This window comes from Polynucleobacter sp. UB-Siik-W21 (assembly GCF_018687415.1).
In the GTDB taxonomy this organism is placed as follows: Bacteria; Pseudomonadota; Gammaproteobacteria; order Burkholderiales; family Burkholderiaceae; genus Polynucleobacter.
Genome location: NZ_CP061289.1, coordinates 306,768 through 321,912, shown reverse-complemented (window position 1 = coordinate 321,912; position 15,145 = coordinate 306,768). Strand labels below are relative to the sequence as shown.

The following is a 15,145-nucleotide window of genomic DNA, read 5'->3' as shown; positions in this document are numbered from 1 at the left end:
TTAATTAAGTCTTTGAAGAATTGCTGATACTATATTTTCTTCGGATAGTTTTCGATCCTCTACACCAAAAAATATCCTGAGGTGATTGGAATTCAATGCTCCATTTACTAAATAATTAGAAATTTTATTTACAAAACTACATACATCATCCAAAACTTCTTCACATGATTTCCCCATTAAATCGATAATTGCAGCTTCAATTTGGGAATCTGATTGTATATAACGGCATGACTCACAGCTAGCATGCCAAATATCTGAAAATACAATTGAAGGTTTTCCAAGAAGCAAGCCTTCCCATCCTACCGAACCAGCTACCGTTACAGTCACAAGACATCCATCCACCAACTCTTGCTGACTCATTGTAATGGGGGCTACAAGAACATTATGATATTTACTTAACTTCATATAATCATCTATGGACCGCGCATTCATAGATCGTAAATCATAGTTAAACTGTCTTGGATGCTCCTTGACAACTATCCTTAGGTTGTTCGGCAACGCTCTTGATAGCGCATCAATCATCAGCAGTTGATTTTCGAACCACCCCCCCTCCGGCATAGTTGTTCTTTCAGGCTGGTAATGAAGCGCCACATAAATGTAGGGATGTTTTTTAATGTCGTCCACCCTATCCGCAATATTAAAATAAAACTTTCTAAGTTTTTTTATAATCCCCTGATATTTGAAGTGAATTTTTAAATACTGCCACCTACTAATCTGCCCTAGTCCTGCAAGTACAGTATTTTGACTAGTTCTTAATGTTGCATAACTTGCATTATTAGGAACAGGCTTTATTAGCACTCGTAAATTTGTAATTAGGGATTGAAATCCAAACCGCCTTAGGAGGGAAAGTATGCTTATAAATACGGTCTCTTTCTGCCTTACATCTATCGGCCAAGCGCCATTTTTTTGAGATTTAGTAAAAGAGAGGCCTCTCAGAGTTTCAATACAATTCAGCGATTGATCCAATGAATTATTGACATTTTTATAACTGAAAGACCAATTCCCCATTCCAGGTCTAAAATCTTCGTCTATATAAATATAACCGCCCAATCCAGTCCTGCGCAAAAACAAGACTTTTTTTCCTAAACTCTTTGCAACAAAAAATAGGCAAAGCTCCCAGGGTAAATGTGGGGTGTTGTCAAATATAATAGAGTCGATTTCTTTATTTTCATTAAATAGAGAATGGAAATATCCAAGCAATACCCAAATAAACCCTTGGAGTTCATGGCTAGATTTTGCCAATGGTAAGGTTCTGTCCAAAGCAAGCATTATTAACGGCAATTTAGAACCGTAATTATCTAAATACTCTAATGGTACAAATGGTGATGATTTATCACCTATTAACCTCTTTAAAGCATGTATTTCATACAAACTTGTTGCATCTATGAATTCCAAGCTAACCAATATTGATGAATCCCTCGGCACCTTATGTGAAATTAAATGTGAAAATCTAGCTGAATCTTTTTTTACCAAAGATTCAGCTAGATTTACCAACAGCTCATCACCCATAAAGTCTGAAATTAACGTTGACATGTAACTCCCAAGATTAACTTTATTTATAAATTTTATATATTATATAGTCAATCCATTTTTTATTAACTAAGGCGCTTTTATAACAAAATGCAAAAATTCTATCCATGCCCTATTTGTAATTCAACGGCTAGCTTCATATTTACTTCAAAGCATAAGCGCAACATATATAAGTGCTCAAATAAATTATGCGGTCATTTTCATACAAAGCCATTTAATCATGACCAGGGCATTTGCATCCGACCTGAGAATATTATTGAAGTCGCCGATAAAACATTTGAAACTTTCTCTTATAGAAATTCTCAACTTGTAAAACTATTTCAAGAAAAAATCTCTTTCACAAAAAATAAACCTTCTCTCTTGGATTATGGGTCAGGATATGCTCATATGTCTAGGTATATTAAAAATACCTTTAGTGAAATAATCAAAATATACTGTTTTGAGCCAAATCCAATTTTTCAAGACTTATACAGTAAAAATAATTTAATTCAAGTAGCAAATCTATCAACCATTCAAAATAAACTTGATCTTGCATTCATGATTGAGGTTATCGAACACATCCCAGACCCTATAAATGCACTCTCAGAGTTAAGCAAAGCAATGGAGCCAAAAGGATATTTATTTATTTCGACCCCCGTCGGTAGGTCTTTTGAATTACTGACAAATGCTTATGAAACACCATCGCATCTACATTTTTTTACACCAATGTCTTTAAATATTGCACTGCTCAAAAGTGGTTTTTCAGCTATTGATTTTAACTATTGCCCTGCGATGTACAAACTTAAACCGGATTCTGACTTAATGAGTTGGTTTTACAGCCTATTAAAAATAATCTTCAATAAGGCGCTGGTATTTTTATTTAAAGACAATGGCATTCGCCATATAGCGGGATTCACGCAACGCACGAATTAGCTATCATTGAGTTCATATTTTTTATTTGCAATAATTAAATCATCGCTTCTGCCGATATCCATCCATTCCTCATGCAGTGGGTAAGCCAATACCTTCATGGACTCTTGAATCATCTCTTGAAAAAATGTTGGCATATCCATGGCATGATTTTTCTTAATGGACTTAAACACTCCGGGGCTAAGGACATAGACACCAGCATTAATATCCAACCTAAATGTTGGCTTTTCCTCAATATCAATAATTCTCATATCATTACTTTTAACAACCCCATATGGGCTCGTTAGCTCATAAGTGCGGATAGCCATTGTTGCATCTGATTTATGCTCTGAGTGAAAATCAACGATGCGTCCATATGAAATATCGGCCAAAATATCCCCATTAGTTATAACCAGATCAGCTTGTATTCCCCCCTCAATCAAACCCAAAGCTCCTGCAGTTCCAAGAGGGGATGACTCTCTCAAATATTGTATTTTTACTCCAAAGCTCTCACCATCGCCAAAGTACCGCTCTATGATATGACTTAAATAATGCACCGAAATATAGAAATGTAAAAATCCCTCCTGCTTTGCTTTTATCAAAATATGTTCAAGTATTGGCTTTCCATTTACAGTTAGCATTGGCTTTGGGCAATTTTCTGTATGAGGCATCAAACGCCTTCCAAAGCCACCTGCCATAATCACCATTGAATTGGGGCGCTTAACAACATCTATAGCATCTTGATTCCGCACGAAGAGTCCCTGAACTTTTCCTTCCTCATTCACCAACGGAATTTGCAATATCTTTTCGATCGCCATCTTCTCTAGAATAAGGTGTATAGGCATCGAGCGCTGCACAACTGATGGGCTACTCTTCATAATACTGTGCACTAAATTATCAAGACGGCAACCCTTTAGAAGTCCACGACGTATATCGCCATCAGTAATGGTGCCAAGCAATATATTTTGCTCGTCAACAACAAGAACAATCTTAAGCTTTGAGGAATCCAAAGATCGTACTGCATCCTCAATTGTCCTATCGCTCTTCACTAAAGTGCTTTTCCAGTCGCGAGTTAAAACCATATCAAAACCCTCTCAATTCCACTCTAAACAATAGTCATTTTTTTTCTTAAAAGCCTGTCATCCAAGGATAGATTAGCTAAAAATTCTGCTATCTTGCTTCCAGCATCTCCAAAATAGTAAGGATTATCAGACTTTCGGCATTTTTCGCGAAAAACTTTATTATCAATGCAATTCTCAATTGCCCTAACAATACCTTCGGTACAGTAATCCACATCTATAACATTTACCCCTCTCAAACGCCCATCCTGCCTAGATCCAATATTTACGGCAGGGCAGTGAAACGCTTGAGCCTCTTTAATCCCGGATGATGAGTTTCCAACACAAACAATTTTACAAAAATCATCCAATGCTAACGACAAAACGCCGTGATATAGCCGCCTTCCTAAAGATTTATGAACTTGAATATTTTCAAAGTTTTCGTGCTGGAGCTTAACTAATTGATCGGCAATTGCCTGTCCTCCAGCATCATTATTTGGGTATGTAATTATTACTTGAAACCCTTTTTTGGCTAATATCTTAAGGGCATCCAATGAAGGTGTTAACTGACTCAATACCTCCTGAAACTGAGTCGTAACAGAATGCTGTGTAAATAGTATGATGGGTTTTTCAAAGTTTAATTTTAGCTTTTCCTTAATCTCCTCAACACTAGAATAATCTTTATTTGCAACAAGATCGAGGGTTGGCAATCCAACCTGCATAACTCTCCAGGACTCCTCACCCATGGCCAACAAGCGATTAGTTGCTTGAGAATTGGTTGTAAAGTGAATGTGGGCCAACTTACTCATTGCATGACGCACCGTATCATCAAGCGCACCGCCCTCTGTTAAATCACCGCCCTCCACATGAACTGTAGGAATTCCCATTTGTGTTGCGGCAATTACAGCAGCAAAGCTTTCAAACCTATCCGCGTAGACAATCAGCATACTTGGAGAAAGCCTTTCAAGTGCATCAGCTATCGCAACTATTCCTGACGCAATTGCTTTAGCCGTCGACACTCTTGAATCAGGCTCTGAGGCGATGTGAACCTCCGCTCCAACTATAAATCCATCATTCTGAATTTCATCTAAAGTGGAACCATAGTTGGGATCTAAGTGAGCTCCAGATACTATTAAACAATAATCCATATCGATACGCATTTTTAATGCGCTTAAGATGGGTGTTTGTAGCCCATATTCAGCCCTATTTCCAGTAAAAACTGCAATTTTTTTTCTGTTCATTTATATAGCAATAGTAAATTTTGGATACCATCATCCAAAGTGTATTTTGGGATCCAGCCGAACGACTTGCTAGTTTCTTTGATATCTAAAACATTAAAGGACCACCTGTCCTGATCACGAAAATTAAAGTTGATATCATATTTATTTTCACCTGAAATTCTTGAAATTTTTCTTGCAAGTTCCAAGATTGATACGCCAATGCCAGAACCAACGTTAAATACACCACTTTTTCTATTTTTAATAACCATATCTAGAATTTGACATACATCTTTAACGTATAAAAAATCTCTTATTGGTACAGGGTCTTGCAATGAGATTCTATCCTTGGATTTAACTTGGTCAATAATATGAGAGAACACGTTATTTTTTGACATTCCTTCACCATAAATATTTGATAATCTCAAAACAGTGCCGCCTGCTTCCAGGCAAATTGATTCGTTTAAAATCTTAGACTGAGTATAGATATCTTTAGAGTACAAATTTGATTCCACCTCATATGGTATATGCCCCGCATCTCCGTACACAATACCGGATGAAATATAAATAAGATTTTTACCAAACTTCTCAACAAGATTTTTGATTACCGCGCTTGAGAATTGAATATACCCTTGACCCAATTGATTTACACGATTTCTGTCTGGATCCTCTGCTAGATGTACTAGCAGATCACCAGGTGGGGTGTCGAAGTAGTTCTCAACTACTGCATACCCAGCATGGTAGCTTCTCGATATAGGAACAATACCCTTATGCTCGATAGACAACTCGCTTACCAAATGTTTTCCAATGAACCCACTCGCTCCAGTTATATTGATTTTCATTTTTCACCATTCGATATCATTCCAATCTATATGCTCATCAGATTCAATTAATCTCTTTGCCCTAGCGCCTATAATTTTTTCATAATGTTCAGCTTTTATCGGCCCAGTACCAGGTCTTTTGACCCATAGATTTTTATCCGTGAACAATTCACCAATTTCAATTTTCTTTATTGCAACAACTGTGGCAAATGCAAAATCAATAGTTACCTGCTCCTCCTTCAATGCTCGCTTACTCCCACCGCGTTCTAAGGCTAATATATTGACACCACTTATTAACTCTTTGCAGGCATTTATATCCATAGAGCAAACAATATCAGGCCCCACTCTATCCATACTATCTGTAAAATGCCTTTCTAAAATGGATGCCCCTAGGGCAACAGCTCCAAAACATGCTAAATTATTTGTCGTGTGATCAGAAAGTCCCACAACAGATGAAGGAAAAGCCTCTTGCAACTCAGTCATCGCACCTAAACGAACAAATTCAGGGGGCGTAGGATATAAATTAGTAGTGTGTAATAAGGCATATTGAATATTGGCATCCTCTAAAATTTTTACGGATTTTGCAATATCTTCAATGTTATTCATTCCAGTACTCATAATTACTGGCTTGCCCATATCTGCGATAACTTTAACCAAGGGATAATTATTGCACTCACCAGAGCCAATTTTTATCGCAGCCACATCCATACGCCCCAATCTCTCTGCCGCGGCGCGTGAAAATGGGGTGCTAATAAAAATCATCCCTTTACTTTCGACATATTTTTTTAGAAGATTTTCGTCCTCCTCATTAAGAGCGCAGCTGCTCATAATTTCATAGATCGACTTATCAGAATTTCCAGGAATTATTTTTTTTGCCGCTGAACTCATTTCATCTTCAACGACATGGGTTTGATGCTTAAGAACCTCAACACCGGCCTCATAGGCAGCATCAACCAACTTGTAAGCTTCGCTCAAACTGCCATTATGATTTATTCCAATTTCAGCGATAACTAGTGGTGGATAATTTCTGCCAATGTGGCGACCTGCAATTGTCAATTTAGGCATGAATAAAATTCCATTAATTTTCTACAATAAATTTTTTGCCACATATTCAGCATATTGCCAATCCTCGATAGTATCTATATCTACAGCTTCAACACTACTTTCTATAATTAGAGGCAATGTATTTTGATTAAAAAAGGACTTTTGCGAACGCAATAAATTTGGTGAAATTAGATAAAGACACCCATTAACAACATATGCAGGCTCCAAATCTTGTGATCGAATATTAATACCATTCACATCGCAGTATGGATCCAAATATCTAGACTTAATTTTAAAATTCCAACTTGGGTGGCAATCCGATCTTGAAACTGCAATAACAGGATTTCTTTCCCTCTCAAATAGTTTTAACCCATTTCTGATACATGTTGATGTTCTAAATGGAGAGGTTGGCTGCAATAATAGAACGCAATCAACGCTTTGAACATTTTCCTCATACCAGTCTAAAGCATGAATTACCACATCTACTGAGCTTGCTTCATCGGTAGATAGATATTCTGGACGAACCCATGGAACCAGTGCACCAGACCTTCTAGATATAGCTGAAATTTCATCATCATCCGTCGACACCAAAACATCACAAATCTCAGTAATATTTTTAACAGCATCCAAAGTCCAACAGATAAGCGGCTTACCCAATAGTAATTTAATATTCTTTAAAGGCAATCTCTTTGATCCACCTCTTGCCGGAATAATTGCTAACACTTTCATAAGTTACTAAAATTTTTGAGAATTTTTAGGCCAGATACCCCACTTTTTTCCGGATGAAACTGACACCCGTAAATATTTTTCTCATTTACAGCTGCAACCAATTGATTTTTTCCATAATCAACAGTTGCCAGGCAATGAGAAGGATCTTCTAAAATTACATGGTACGAATGTGCAAAATAAAAAGTATCTTTTTTTGATATCTCATTTAATAAAATATTTTTCTGACTGAGAGTATTTTTCAGATGTAAGTCAGACCAACCCATGTGGGGAATTTTCAAAAATTTCAGATCTTCATTGTTTATTTTCAACGGAGTGACTTTTCCGCGAATAATTCCAAGCCCCTGGTGTATACCAAACTCCTCACTGGCATCAAACAATAACTGCATTCCAAGGCAAATTCCAAGAACAGGAACCCCATCTCCAATCTTTTTCTTGATAAGGTCAGCTATACCGCTTTCAACCAGCTTCTCCATTGCAGCTCCATAGGCGCCAACGCCAGGAAGGACGATTTTATTTGATGATGAAATTTCAGTCAGATTCGAAGCTAAAGAAGCTGAAGCTCCAACCTCTTGGAATGCGTTAACCAAGCTAAAAAGATTACCAATGCCAAGATTAATAATTGATATTTGTTTCTTAGCCATAAATCCTCACATTGATACCACCTTTAACCATAGACTCCCTAACCTTAGACAAGCTCGTACGATTAAAGTGCAATGCATCAGCGATGGCAATACCATCCACACCGGCATACTCAACCACATCAAGAATATGCTTCGCCTCTCCCATGCCACCACTAATAATTACAGGAATTCCGACTTTTTCAGTTACAGATTTAGCCAACTGAATATCGAATCCTTTGCGAGTACCTTCATTATCAACAGAAGTAATTAAAATTTCTCCTGCGCCTAATTTTTCACCTAAGATCGCCCAATCAATCACATCCAATCCAGTTGATTCACGACCATTATCAATATAGACCTCCCATCCACCACTTACTCGACGTTTCGCCTCTATTGATAAAACCATTGCTTGCGATCCAAGCTTTCTAGAAATATCTGTAATTAAACCTGGATTTTTAGTTGCTGCAGTATTGACTGCAACCTTGTCTCCACCAGAATTCATTACATCAAGGGCATCCTCAACCGATCTAATGCCGCCGCCGATTGTTATAGGAACAAAAATTGACTTAGCAATTGCCTTTGTTATCTCAGCCAGCTGATTTCTACCATACAAGCTCGCAACGGAATCCATTAGGATTAGCTCATCTACACCCTCCTTATAGTACTTAACTGCATAATCTTGAGGGTTACCCACAACTCTTAATCCCTCGAGTTGAACTCCTTTAATGAGATTTGAGCCTTTTATATCCAATCTAGAAATTATCCGGACTTTTTTTTTAGTCATCCCTATTTACATCCTCCCAAACAGGATTCCGTAGCCTCCAATCGCCGTCCTTCTTAATCCATAGATGTTCTGAACGCCAACTCTCAATAACCTCATGGAACTGTTCTTCAGTAATATCGCAGTACTCCAAAAATTCACTAAAATATTTTTGAGGGAACTCTCCATCAAACTTTTTAACCAGCATTACTGCCTCTTCCCTGGTTATGTGACCATCCCGTATCTCATGTGCCGCATCAGACAAACAACGCCCATGTCCAAACTTTATATAAGCTAGATAGAAATGAAATCCATCGAGCTTATCGTCAAGACTGGCATATTTAGAGAATGTTCCTTCATTCCTGATTGGGTTTGGTTCAAACCCAGTATGCTCTACGGAATAATAAAAATTATCTTGAGGGACCCACTTGTGATAGTAGCTAAAAAAATGCTGCTGAATCCCTAAATCCTTAATTTTCTTCAAATCAGCTTCAAACAGCCCATATTTTTGCAATTCAATATCTGAAATTCCATATTTTTTAAATGATTCTGGAAATACACTAGAAAATCTATTAGCAACAAAATCCTCATAGCTAAGGCTTGCTCTATCAGCATGTTTCATTGCCCCGCCATATTCAACCTCGCCATCTTCACCATAAAATACAAGCTTGATCTGGTTTTGAATGGCGACTCTAAAAGGGGCGGAATATTGCCCAAAAATAAAAGGTTGAAAAGGGTCTCCCATTTCGATAAATGCTGCCTTCGTTAAAAGTTTGTGAGTAACTCCACTGGGCGTAATTAAAATATTATCAAAACCAGAATCAATAAATGCAGAAAGATTTTTTCTGCCGATATCAGTATAAATATGTGGCGCCCAGGTTACGCTTATCGGATTCATACCATATTTATTTTTAAGCATATGGGCAACATAATTACTGTCTTTGCCGCCACTTCCAGGCACAACTACATCATATGATCCATTTTTACTTCTATGAAAATCACACAATCTCTGTAACTCTTCTTCTCTTTTTTTCCAATTTATAGAACTCTGCTTGTACTCTGCAAACCTACATGCAGAACAAACCCCAAAATCATCAAATAAAATTCGTGGCCTTTGATTGGATACTACACATTTTTTGCAAAATCTAACTTTTGCAGGAAGGCCGTACTTTTCAATTGTATTTTTTTTAATCATTTCTCTCATTAAATGCTTGTTTTAATATTTTTTGAATTTCAGAAGAACTTTTAAGACTTTCATTTGTGGGCAGATTAATTCCCAAGCGACCGATTTCAATAGAGTTTGAGTAAGATTGTGACTGTGCATATTTTTTATACAAAGGCATTTCACTGAGCGGAATAAAAAATGGTCTTGCATCTACCCCTAATAATCTCAATTTATCAATAAGTTTTTCTCTGTTATGGCCGCTGCCAAGTAATAAACTTGCAAGCCATGTGATTCTCTTCCTTTCAGGATAATCCTTTTGAAACTGAATATCCTCATCAGCTAAAACCTTGCGATAGTCATTCTCGTATCGACGTCTTGATTGCAATATTTTATCTATACGCTCAAGTTGTGCAACTCCAAGCGCGGCCTGAAGGTTGGTCATTCTATAGTTATAGCCAACTACATCATGCCAGTATTTTTTCTTGGTAGACATGCCATGATTTTTTAGTAAGATCATTCTTGCGCTTAATTCTTTGCTATTCGTAACACACATACCACCCTCTCCAGTGGTAATTACTTTGTTTCCATAGAATGAAAAGCAACCAATATCTCCGAAGCTTCCAACTTTCTGCCCTTCATAAATTGCACCATGAGCCTCTGCACAATCCTCTATAACTCGCAAGTTATATTTTTTTGCTATGTGCATAATTTTTGCCATATCACATGGTTGACCATAAAGATGCACCGGTATTATTGCTTTGGTCCTTTTTGTTATCGCCGCCTCCAAAGCTTCGGGACTTATACACCAACTTTCCTTTTCAATATCAACAATCACAGGTGTTGCATTTGCGTGTATAACAGCATTCGCTGTGGCTGCGAATGTCAAGTTTGGAATTAGCACTTCATCACCCTCCTTGATGTCAAGTGCCATTAAAGCAAGATGAAGTGCTGCAGTTCCATTTGATACAGCTACACCATGAGCACATTCGCAATAATTCGCAAATCTCTCCTCAAATTGATCTAAATACTCACCCTGACTAGATATCCATGTACTTAAAAATGCATCCGTAAGGTATGTGAGTTCTTTACCGCTCAAATTTGGTGTTGAAACTGGGTAGCTGACACTTTGATCAGAGCTATAAAAATTTACTACGAAATTCTCAGGATTAACTATCGGAACTATTTTCACATCATTAGTTATATATCCAACTAATTCAGTAAGAGTTGCGCCTGATTTAGCAAACACATAATTTAGATTCATAACTGTTGATATTTGTTGAGTCAACGGTGTGCCAGATAATATCGCTCGGCGAATATCACCGTCAGTAACCACACCAACCAACCCATTAACGGGGCACTCGATAAACGCAACTGATCGACAATTATTGTTAATTTCGTGCATCACCTCGAGCAAAGTATTGCTTGGCCGACAAATCATGCTTTCAAGCATGGATAAGGCCCTCAAGAATTAAAAATGCTTGCTTAACATCTGCAATGCCACTATAAATTTCTAAGGTAAAGTCTTTGGCAGTTAAATCTACGCTCCGCAATAAACTAACAATTTCACCATTGGGAGCCAATGCACTGTTTTGATCGGCTAAAGAATTATTATCGCTAATATGAACGTAGTCACTTATATTTATAAAATAATTAAATTGCTCTTTATAATTTAGAGAAAGTGTTTTACAACTTACTTTCAAATGAGCAACATCGAACAAACATTTAAAATTAATATGCTTACTCATTTCCATGTGATCATCCTTTGAAGTCAACATGAAAACATTTTGTTGGTTATAGGTTTTATAATTAGCCGAAGATACAACATTATTTTCTAAATAGAATTCAATATCCATTGCAGATTCAGCTATTGCGGAGAATTCCTGATAAAAAATATTGTCGGCATCTTTCTTGTCATAAGTACTTCTTATGCCTATTTTTTTTCCGATCTCATTATTTTTTATATCTATATAGAAGCCTGAATGAAGACCAATTTTGTTATCGGCATATTTCCTTGACAGCCTAATCGCTTCAATAATGTTTGAAACTGATGCGGCTCTCACCTCTTCGTCAAGCGAAGCCAAATTTAGAACAAATGGTAATCTAGGCGGCGGAAAATAGTTATGACATCGAAAATTAAGGTCATACTCATTTTTTAGCAGATCTAAGTCACTCTCATATTCAGGGTAGAACCTAGTCCCGCCTGATAGTTCAATATTTTTAAAGCCTAAATCAGCTAATACCTTAACTGAATCCCCTATTTTCGAGGCCTGCACACATGAACTTGAGACATAAATCATATTATTTTTTCATTTGTGGTCGATATTGATCTAGATCATCAATATTTGAGACTTTAATTATATCGCCATTACCACTAATAAACTTAGCGCCTTCAAATGGAGGGAAATCTAACGCTCTAACAAATCTCTCAGATTCACTATATGTTACTTCAGAAAAATGTAATATCCCATTAAATGGAAGTTCTCTTGAGTAATAGCTAGCATCCCCAAGTTGGGTATCGCCTGGAGCGCCACTTAACAGAATATTCACTACCCTTGGAATACGATGTGCGAATAATGTAACCAATTTGTTATAAAGAGAAAAGGCAGTGTCAAATTTATTTATTGGAATTTTTTCCTGATATATTATTTTTCCCTCATCGAATTTATCAGTCATATAGTGAATTGTAATTCCAGTGAATTTCTCACCATTTAAAATTGCCCAAACACTAGACAATGCCCCTCTATATTTTGGCAAGATTGAAGGGTGAAGATTTATAGCGCTCCCCTTCACCAATTCAATAATATTATTGCCAATCAGATTTCTGTAATAAGCAGATATTAGAATATCTGCATTAAATATAGAAAGTTGTTCATAATAATTATTTACTGAATCTAAATAAAAATCTATACGAAGAGATTTCAGATGCCTTAAAAACTCATTATTTTCCGCCCTATCATGAGTGAAAACAATTATATTGGACGAATTAATATTGAAATTATTTAGGAGTGCATATAAGCACTCTAATCCAGCTCTACCATAAGCGCAGTAAATTATTTTCACAACTCAAGAATCTCATCAACCTTGAATGATCGTGGCGATAATTTCCCGCAAATATCATGGAAATATAGCGGGGATATACCGACGCCACCCGTTCTTTTAGCAGTAATATTTGTAGCAGTAAATGGCTCTCCTGCGCTTATGACCACCTTTGCAACCAAACATTTCTGCAATGATTTTCGCGTCAATGTTTCAGATAATGTTGGGTTTTTTATACTTTTGCCAATGTATTTATCTACTTTTTTAACAACCTGAACAAGCTCTATCAATTCATCGGGAGATAACGAAGCTTTGTGATCAGGGCCGAGCATATCCTTACCGAGGGTAAAGTGTTTTTCCAACACTTTAGCACCCATCGGTATCGCATATGGAGCAGCACCAACACCAACAGTATGATCAGAAAATCCAACCAAAATCTCAAAATTCTTTTTGAGGGAATTGATTACATTCAAATTTACCTCATCATTCGATATAGGGTAATTTGCTGTGCAATGGAGCACAATAACATCCCTGTTATAAGGGTAAATACACTCCAGCGCCGACTCAATCTCACTCATATATGACATTCCGGTTGATAGCAAAATAGGTTTCCCCTTTTTTGCAACTAGTTCCAGAAAAGGAAGATTGGTTAAATCTGTTGATGCTATTTTATAGGCCGGTAAATTTAATTCATCCAAAGAATCTAAACTCTCCTCCTCAAAAGGAGTGGTTAAGAATAATATTCCATTATCTTTGCAAAAATTCTTTAAAACAATATTTTGGCTTGGCGTCACCTCCAAAATTTTTAGCATGTCATGCTGAGTTCTATAAATACCCCCAGTACTGATTTTTTGATAAGGCGCTTTCTCAACATCTTTTAATATCAAAGAATCAGCACGAAATGTTTGAAACTTAACGGCATCAGCTCCAGCTTTTGCTGCCAAAAGAATTAATTTCTTTGCGAGATCGAGGTCACCCCCATGATTTACGCCAGCTTCAGCAATAATAAATGTGGGTGATTTATTGGTTACAAGCTTATCGCCAATTTTAATTTCTGTATTAAATTTCACGTTAGATTCCAATAAAGGTTATCGTGGCTATGATTGCATTATTTGCAAATGGATAAATTAAGTTGACTAAGAATCAAAATTTATTTTCGACCCAAGAATTATACGTTGAGGATAAAAGCATAAGGCGACGATACAAATTATCATCATCAATAAGCTCTTTTATCTTATTTTTATACATATCCCTTTCGACCTCTAAGGTGCCGCATTGTGCGGCGGAATCAATCCAACCAAATCTCTTATATATTTTTAGATTTCTTCCTGATGTCAATAGTTTTCTAGGCACAGACTGCCTTTTCATTTCTATAATTAATGCTTTTGATCTTTTGGAGCCAGTAAAATCCAATATCTTATCGATCCAAATATCAGGACTAGTTACAAACTTTTCAAACGGAATGATTATTAGAGTAGATTTAAATTCATGATTTAAATTACCCTCTAATTCTAAATAAAAATTCTGCATCCTTTCCAAATAATCTATAACGGCCTCTTCTGGAGACGATTTATTTATTTTTTCAAATAAGTCATATGAGCTATAAAAATCTAAATACGTAGACCGTGTTTCACCTTGAAAAACTGAAAAAGTAAAATCTTTTTCGGGCAATTCATTTATAACTGATTTTTTAAGAATCAAAAGCTGCTGGAACATAAAAAGAGGATCACGAATAGTTTCAATAAAAAGCAATCTGTCGCCAAGAATGCTATCTAACTGTGGATAAAATGGCATTAAATGACATGTTGTTAAAGAGGTAATTGGCTTTGATTTATAAATTCTTGGAACTACTGAGTTATCGCCAGTTAAAAACAAACGTTTTATATAAATAAATGGATTTTTGTACTTAAAAATGGAGGATAGATCACTAGGTCTAAAATTTGATGAGCGAGACATCATTTGGTTATAAACAAGCTGATCAAGATATATTTTGATAAACTCAGAATATGCATTTTCAGTAATTTCCCCGCCATACAATAAAGCCGACATCCATTCAATTTCATAGGGAAAAGTAAACTGCTCCACACCGTCTATTGAGGAGACGATCGGAGAAAATAATGTTTTACCAGACCCATTAAAACCATTAACAAAAATGATCTTATTGGAAAAAGACTTTAACTTTCCAATTCTTCTATCAGTAGTTTGAAACGAATTATCAAATGCAAATTTTATAAGATTTATAGTCATTTTTCTCATAACTCAATTTTTAATTTATAA

General features: G+C 36.4%; 15 protein-coding genes. 1 reads left to right on the top strand and 14 read right to left on the bottom strand.

Features of this window, described 5'->3' with window-relative positions:
* Positions 1 to 1,533 carry a hypothetical protein gene (locus C2756_RS01695; RefSeq protein ID WP_215319668.1) on the bottom strand — a complete coding sequence of 511 codons (1,533 nt, stop codon included), beginning with the start codon at positions 1,531 to 1,533 and terminating at the stop codon, positions 1 to 3.
* Between the two features lie 87 nt (positions 1,534 to 1,620).
* On the opposite strand from C2756_RS01695, the gene C2756_RS01690 reads away from it, so the two are divergent.
* Positions 1,621 to 2,442: a class I SAM-dependent methyltransferase gene (locus C2756_RS01690; protein ID WP_215319667.1), complete on the top strand. Its 822-nt coding sequence runs from the start codon at positions 1,621 to 1,623 to the stop codon at positions 2,440 to 2,442.
* Here C2756_RS01690 and C2756_RS01685 read toward each other — a convergent pair.
* The 13 genes from C2756_RS01685 to C2756_RS01625 all read right to left on the bottom strand — a co-directional run bounded on the left by C2756_RS01685 (position 2,439) and on the right by C2756_RS01625 (position 15,124).
* Positions 2,439 to 3,500 carry a nucleotidyltransferase family protein gene (locus C2756_RS01685; RefSeq protein ID WP_215319666.1) on the bottom strand — a complete coding sequence of 354 codons (1,062 nt, stop codon included), beginning with the start codon at positions 3,498 to 3,500 and terminating at the stop codon, positions 2,439 to 2,441. The two genes, C2756_RS01690 and C2756_RS01685, sit on opposite strands and share 4 nt — an antisense overlap.
* Positions 3,501 to 3,523: 23 nt before the next feature.
* A complete protein-coding gene (gene neuC / locus C2756_RS01680) occupies positions 3,524 to 4,717 on the bottom strand; it encodes a UDP-N-acetylglucosamine 2-epimerase (RefSeq protein WP_215319665.1) in 1,194 nt (397 codons plus the stop codon).
* Entirely contained in the window at positions 4,714 to 5,535 is an 822-nt protein-coding gene (locus tag C2756_RS01675; RefSeq protein ID WP_215319664.1) for an NAD(P)-dependent oxidoreductase, read from the bottom strand. The genes neuC and C2756_RS01675 overlap by 4 nt, the downstream gene beginning before the upstream one ends.
* A 3-nt stretch (positions 5,536 to 5,538) precedes the next feature.
* Positions 5,539 to 6,579, bottom strand: coding sequence for an N-acetylneuraminate synthase family protein (locus C2756_RS01670; protein WP_215319663.1), 1,041 nt, complete (start codon positions 6,577 to 6,579; stop codon positions 5,539 to 5,541).
* 21 nt (positions 6,580 to 6,600) lie between these two features.
* Positions 6,601 to 7,287 carry a cytidylyltransferase domain-containing protein gene (locus C2756_RS01665; RefSeq protein WP_215319662.1) on the bottom strand — a complete coding sequence of 229 codons (687 nt, stop codon included), beginning with the start codon at positions 7,285 to 7,287 and terminating at the stop codon, positions 6,601 to 6,603.
* On the bottom strand, positions 7,284 to 7,928 hold the full coding sequence (gene hisH / locus C2756_RS01660; protein WP_215319661.1) for an imidazole glycerol phosphate synthase subunit HisH: 645 nt from the start codon (positions 7,926 to 7,928) through the stop codon (positions 7,284 to 7,286). Before hisH ends, C2756_RS01665 begins: the two co-directional genes overlap by 4 nt.
* A complete protein-coding gene (hisF, locus tag C2756_RS01655; RefSeq protein WP_215319660.1) occupies positions 7,921 to 8,691 on the bottom strand; it encodes an imidazole glycerol phosphate synthase subunit HisF in 771 nt (256 codons plus the stop codon). Before hisF ends, hisH begins: the two co-directional genes overlap by 8 nt.
* Positions 8,684 to 9,871: an N-acetyl sugar amidotransferase gene (locus C2756_RS01650; protein ID WP_215319659.1), complete on the bottom strand. Its 1,188-nt coding sequence runs from the start codon at positions 9,869 to 9,871 to the stop codon at positions 8,684 to 8,686. Before C2756_RS01650 ends, hisF begins: the two co-directional genes overlap by 8 nt.
* On the bottom strand, positions 9,855 to 11,282 hold the full coding sequence (locus tag C2756_RS01645; RefSeq protein ID WP_215319658.1) for an aminotransferase class I/II-fold pyridoxal phosphate-dependent enzyme: 1,428 nt from the start codon (positions 11,280 to 11,282) through the stop codon (positions 9,855 to 9,857). Before C2756_RS01645 ends, C2756_RS01650 begins: the two co-directional genes overlap by 17 nt.
* Complete coding sequence (locus tag C2756_RS01640; RefSeq protein ID WP_215319657.1) at positions 11,275 to 12,105, bottom strand: TIM barrel protein; 831 nt, start codon at positions 12,103 to 12,105, stop codon at positions 11,275 to 11,277. Before C2756_RS01640 ends, C2756_RS01645 begins: the two co-directional genes overlap by 8 nt.
* A gap of 25 nt (positions 12,106 to 12,130) precedes the next feature.
* Positions 12,131 to 12,892 (bottom strand): formyltransferase family protein, encoded by a 762-nt coding sequence (locus C2756_RS01635; protein ID WP_215319656.1) that lies wholly within the window; start codon positions 12,890 to 12,892, stop codon positions 12,131 to 12,133.
* A complete protein-coding gene (locus C2756_RS01630) occupies positions 12,889 to 13,938 on the bottom strand; it encodes an N-acetylneuraminate synthase family protein (RefSeq protein ID WP_215319655.1) in 1,050 nt (349 codons plus the stop codon). Before C2756_RS01630 ends, C2756_RS01635 begins: the two co-directional genes overlap by 4 nt.
* 73 nt (positions 13,939 to 14,011) lie before the next feature.
* The gene (locus C2756_RS01625; RefSeq protein WP_215319654.1) at positions 14,012 to 15,124 is read right to left on the bottom strand and encodes a hypothetical protein; all 1,113 of its coding nucleotides are present in this window, start codon (positions 15,122 to 15,124) and stop codon (positions 14,012 to 14,014) included.
* Positions 15,125 to 15,145: the final 21 nt, after the last annotated feature.

What these genes read in the sequence shown, in the direction of transcription:
- C2756_RS01695 (WP_215319668.1), bottom strand. Translation starts at nt 1,533, where the DNA reads ATGTCAACGTTAATTTCAGACTTTATGGGTGATGAGCTGTTGGTAAAT.
- C2756_RS01690 (WP_215319667.1), top strand. Translation starts at nt 1,621, where the DNA reads ATGCAAAAATTCTATCCATGCCCTATTTGTAATTCAACGGCTAGCTTC.
- C2756_RS01685 (WP_215319666.1), bottom strand. Translation starts at nt 3,500, where the DNA reads ATGGTTTTAACTCGCGACTGGAAAAGCACTTTAGTGAAGAGCGATAGG.
- neuC (WP_215319665.1), bottom strand. Translation starts at nt 4,717, where the DNA reads ATGAACAGAAAAAAAATTGCAGTTTTTACTGGAAATAGGGCTGAATAT.
- C2756_RS01675 (WP_215319664.1), bottom strand. Translation starts at nt 5,535, where the DNA reads ATGAAAATCAATATAACTGGAGCGAGTGGGTTCATTGGAAAACATTTG.
- C2756_RS01670 (WP_215319663.1), bottom strand. Translation starts at nt 6,579, where the DNA reads ATGCCTAAATTGACAATTGCAGGTCGCCACATTGGCAGAAATTATCCA.
- C2756_RS01665 (WP_215319662.1), bottom strand. Translation starts at nt 7,287, where the DNA reads ATGAAAGTGTTAGCAATTATTCCGGCAAGAGGTGGATCAAAGAGATTG.
- hisH (WP_215319661.1), bottom strand. Translation starts at nt 7,928, where the DNA reads ATGGCTAAGAAACAAATATCAATTATTAATCTTGGCATTGGTAATCTT.
- hisF (WP_215319660.1), bottom strand. Translation starts at nt 8,691, where the DNA reads ATGACTAAAAAAAAAGTCCGGATAATTTCTAGATTGGATATAAAAGGC.
- C2756_RS01650 (WP_215319659.1), bottom strand. Translation starts at nt 9,871, where the DNA reads ATGAGAGAAATGATTAAAAAAAATACAATTGAAAAGTACGGCCTTCCT.
- C2756_RS01645 (WP_215319658.1), bottom strand. Translation starts at nt 11,282, where the DNA reads ATGCTTGAAAGCATGATTTGTCGGCCAAGCAATACTTTGCTCGAGGTG.
- C2756_RS01625 (WP_215319654.1), bottom strand. Translation starts at nt 15,124, where the DNA reads ATGAGAAAAATGACTATAAATCTTATAAAATTTGCATTTGATAATTCG.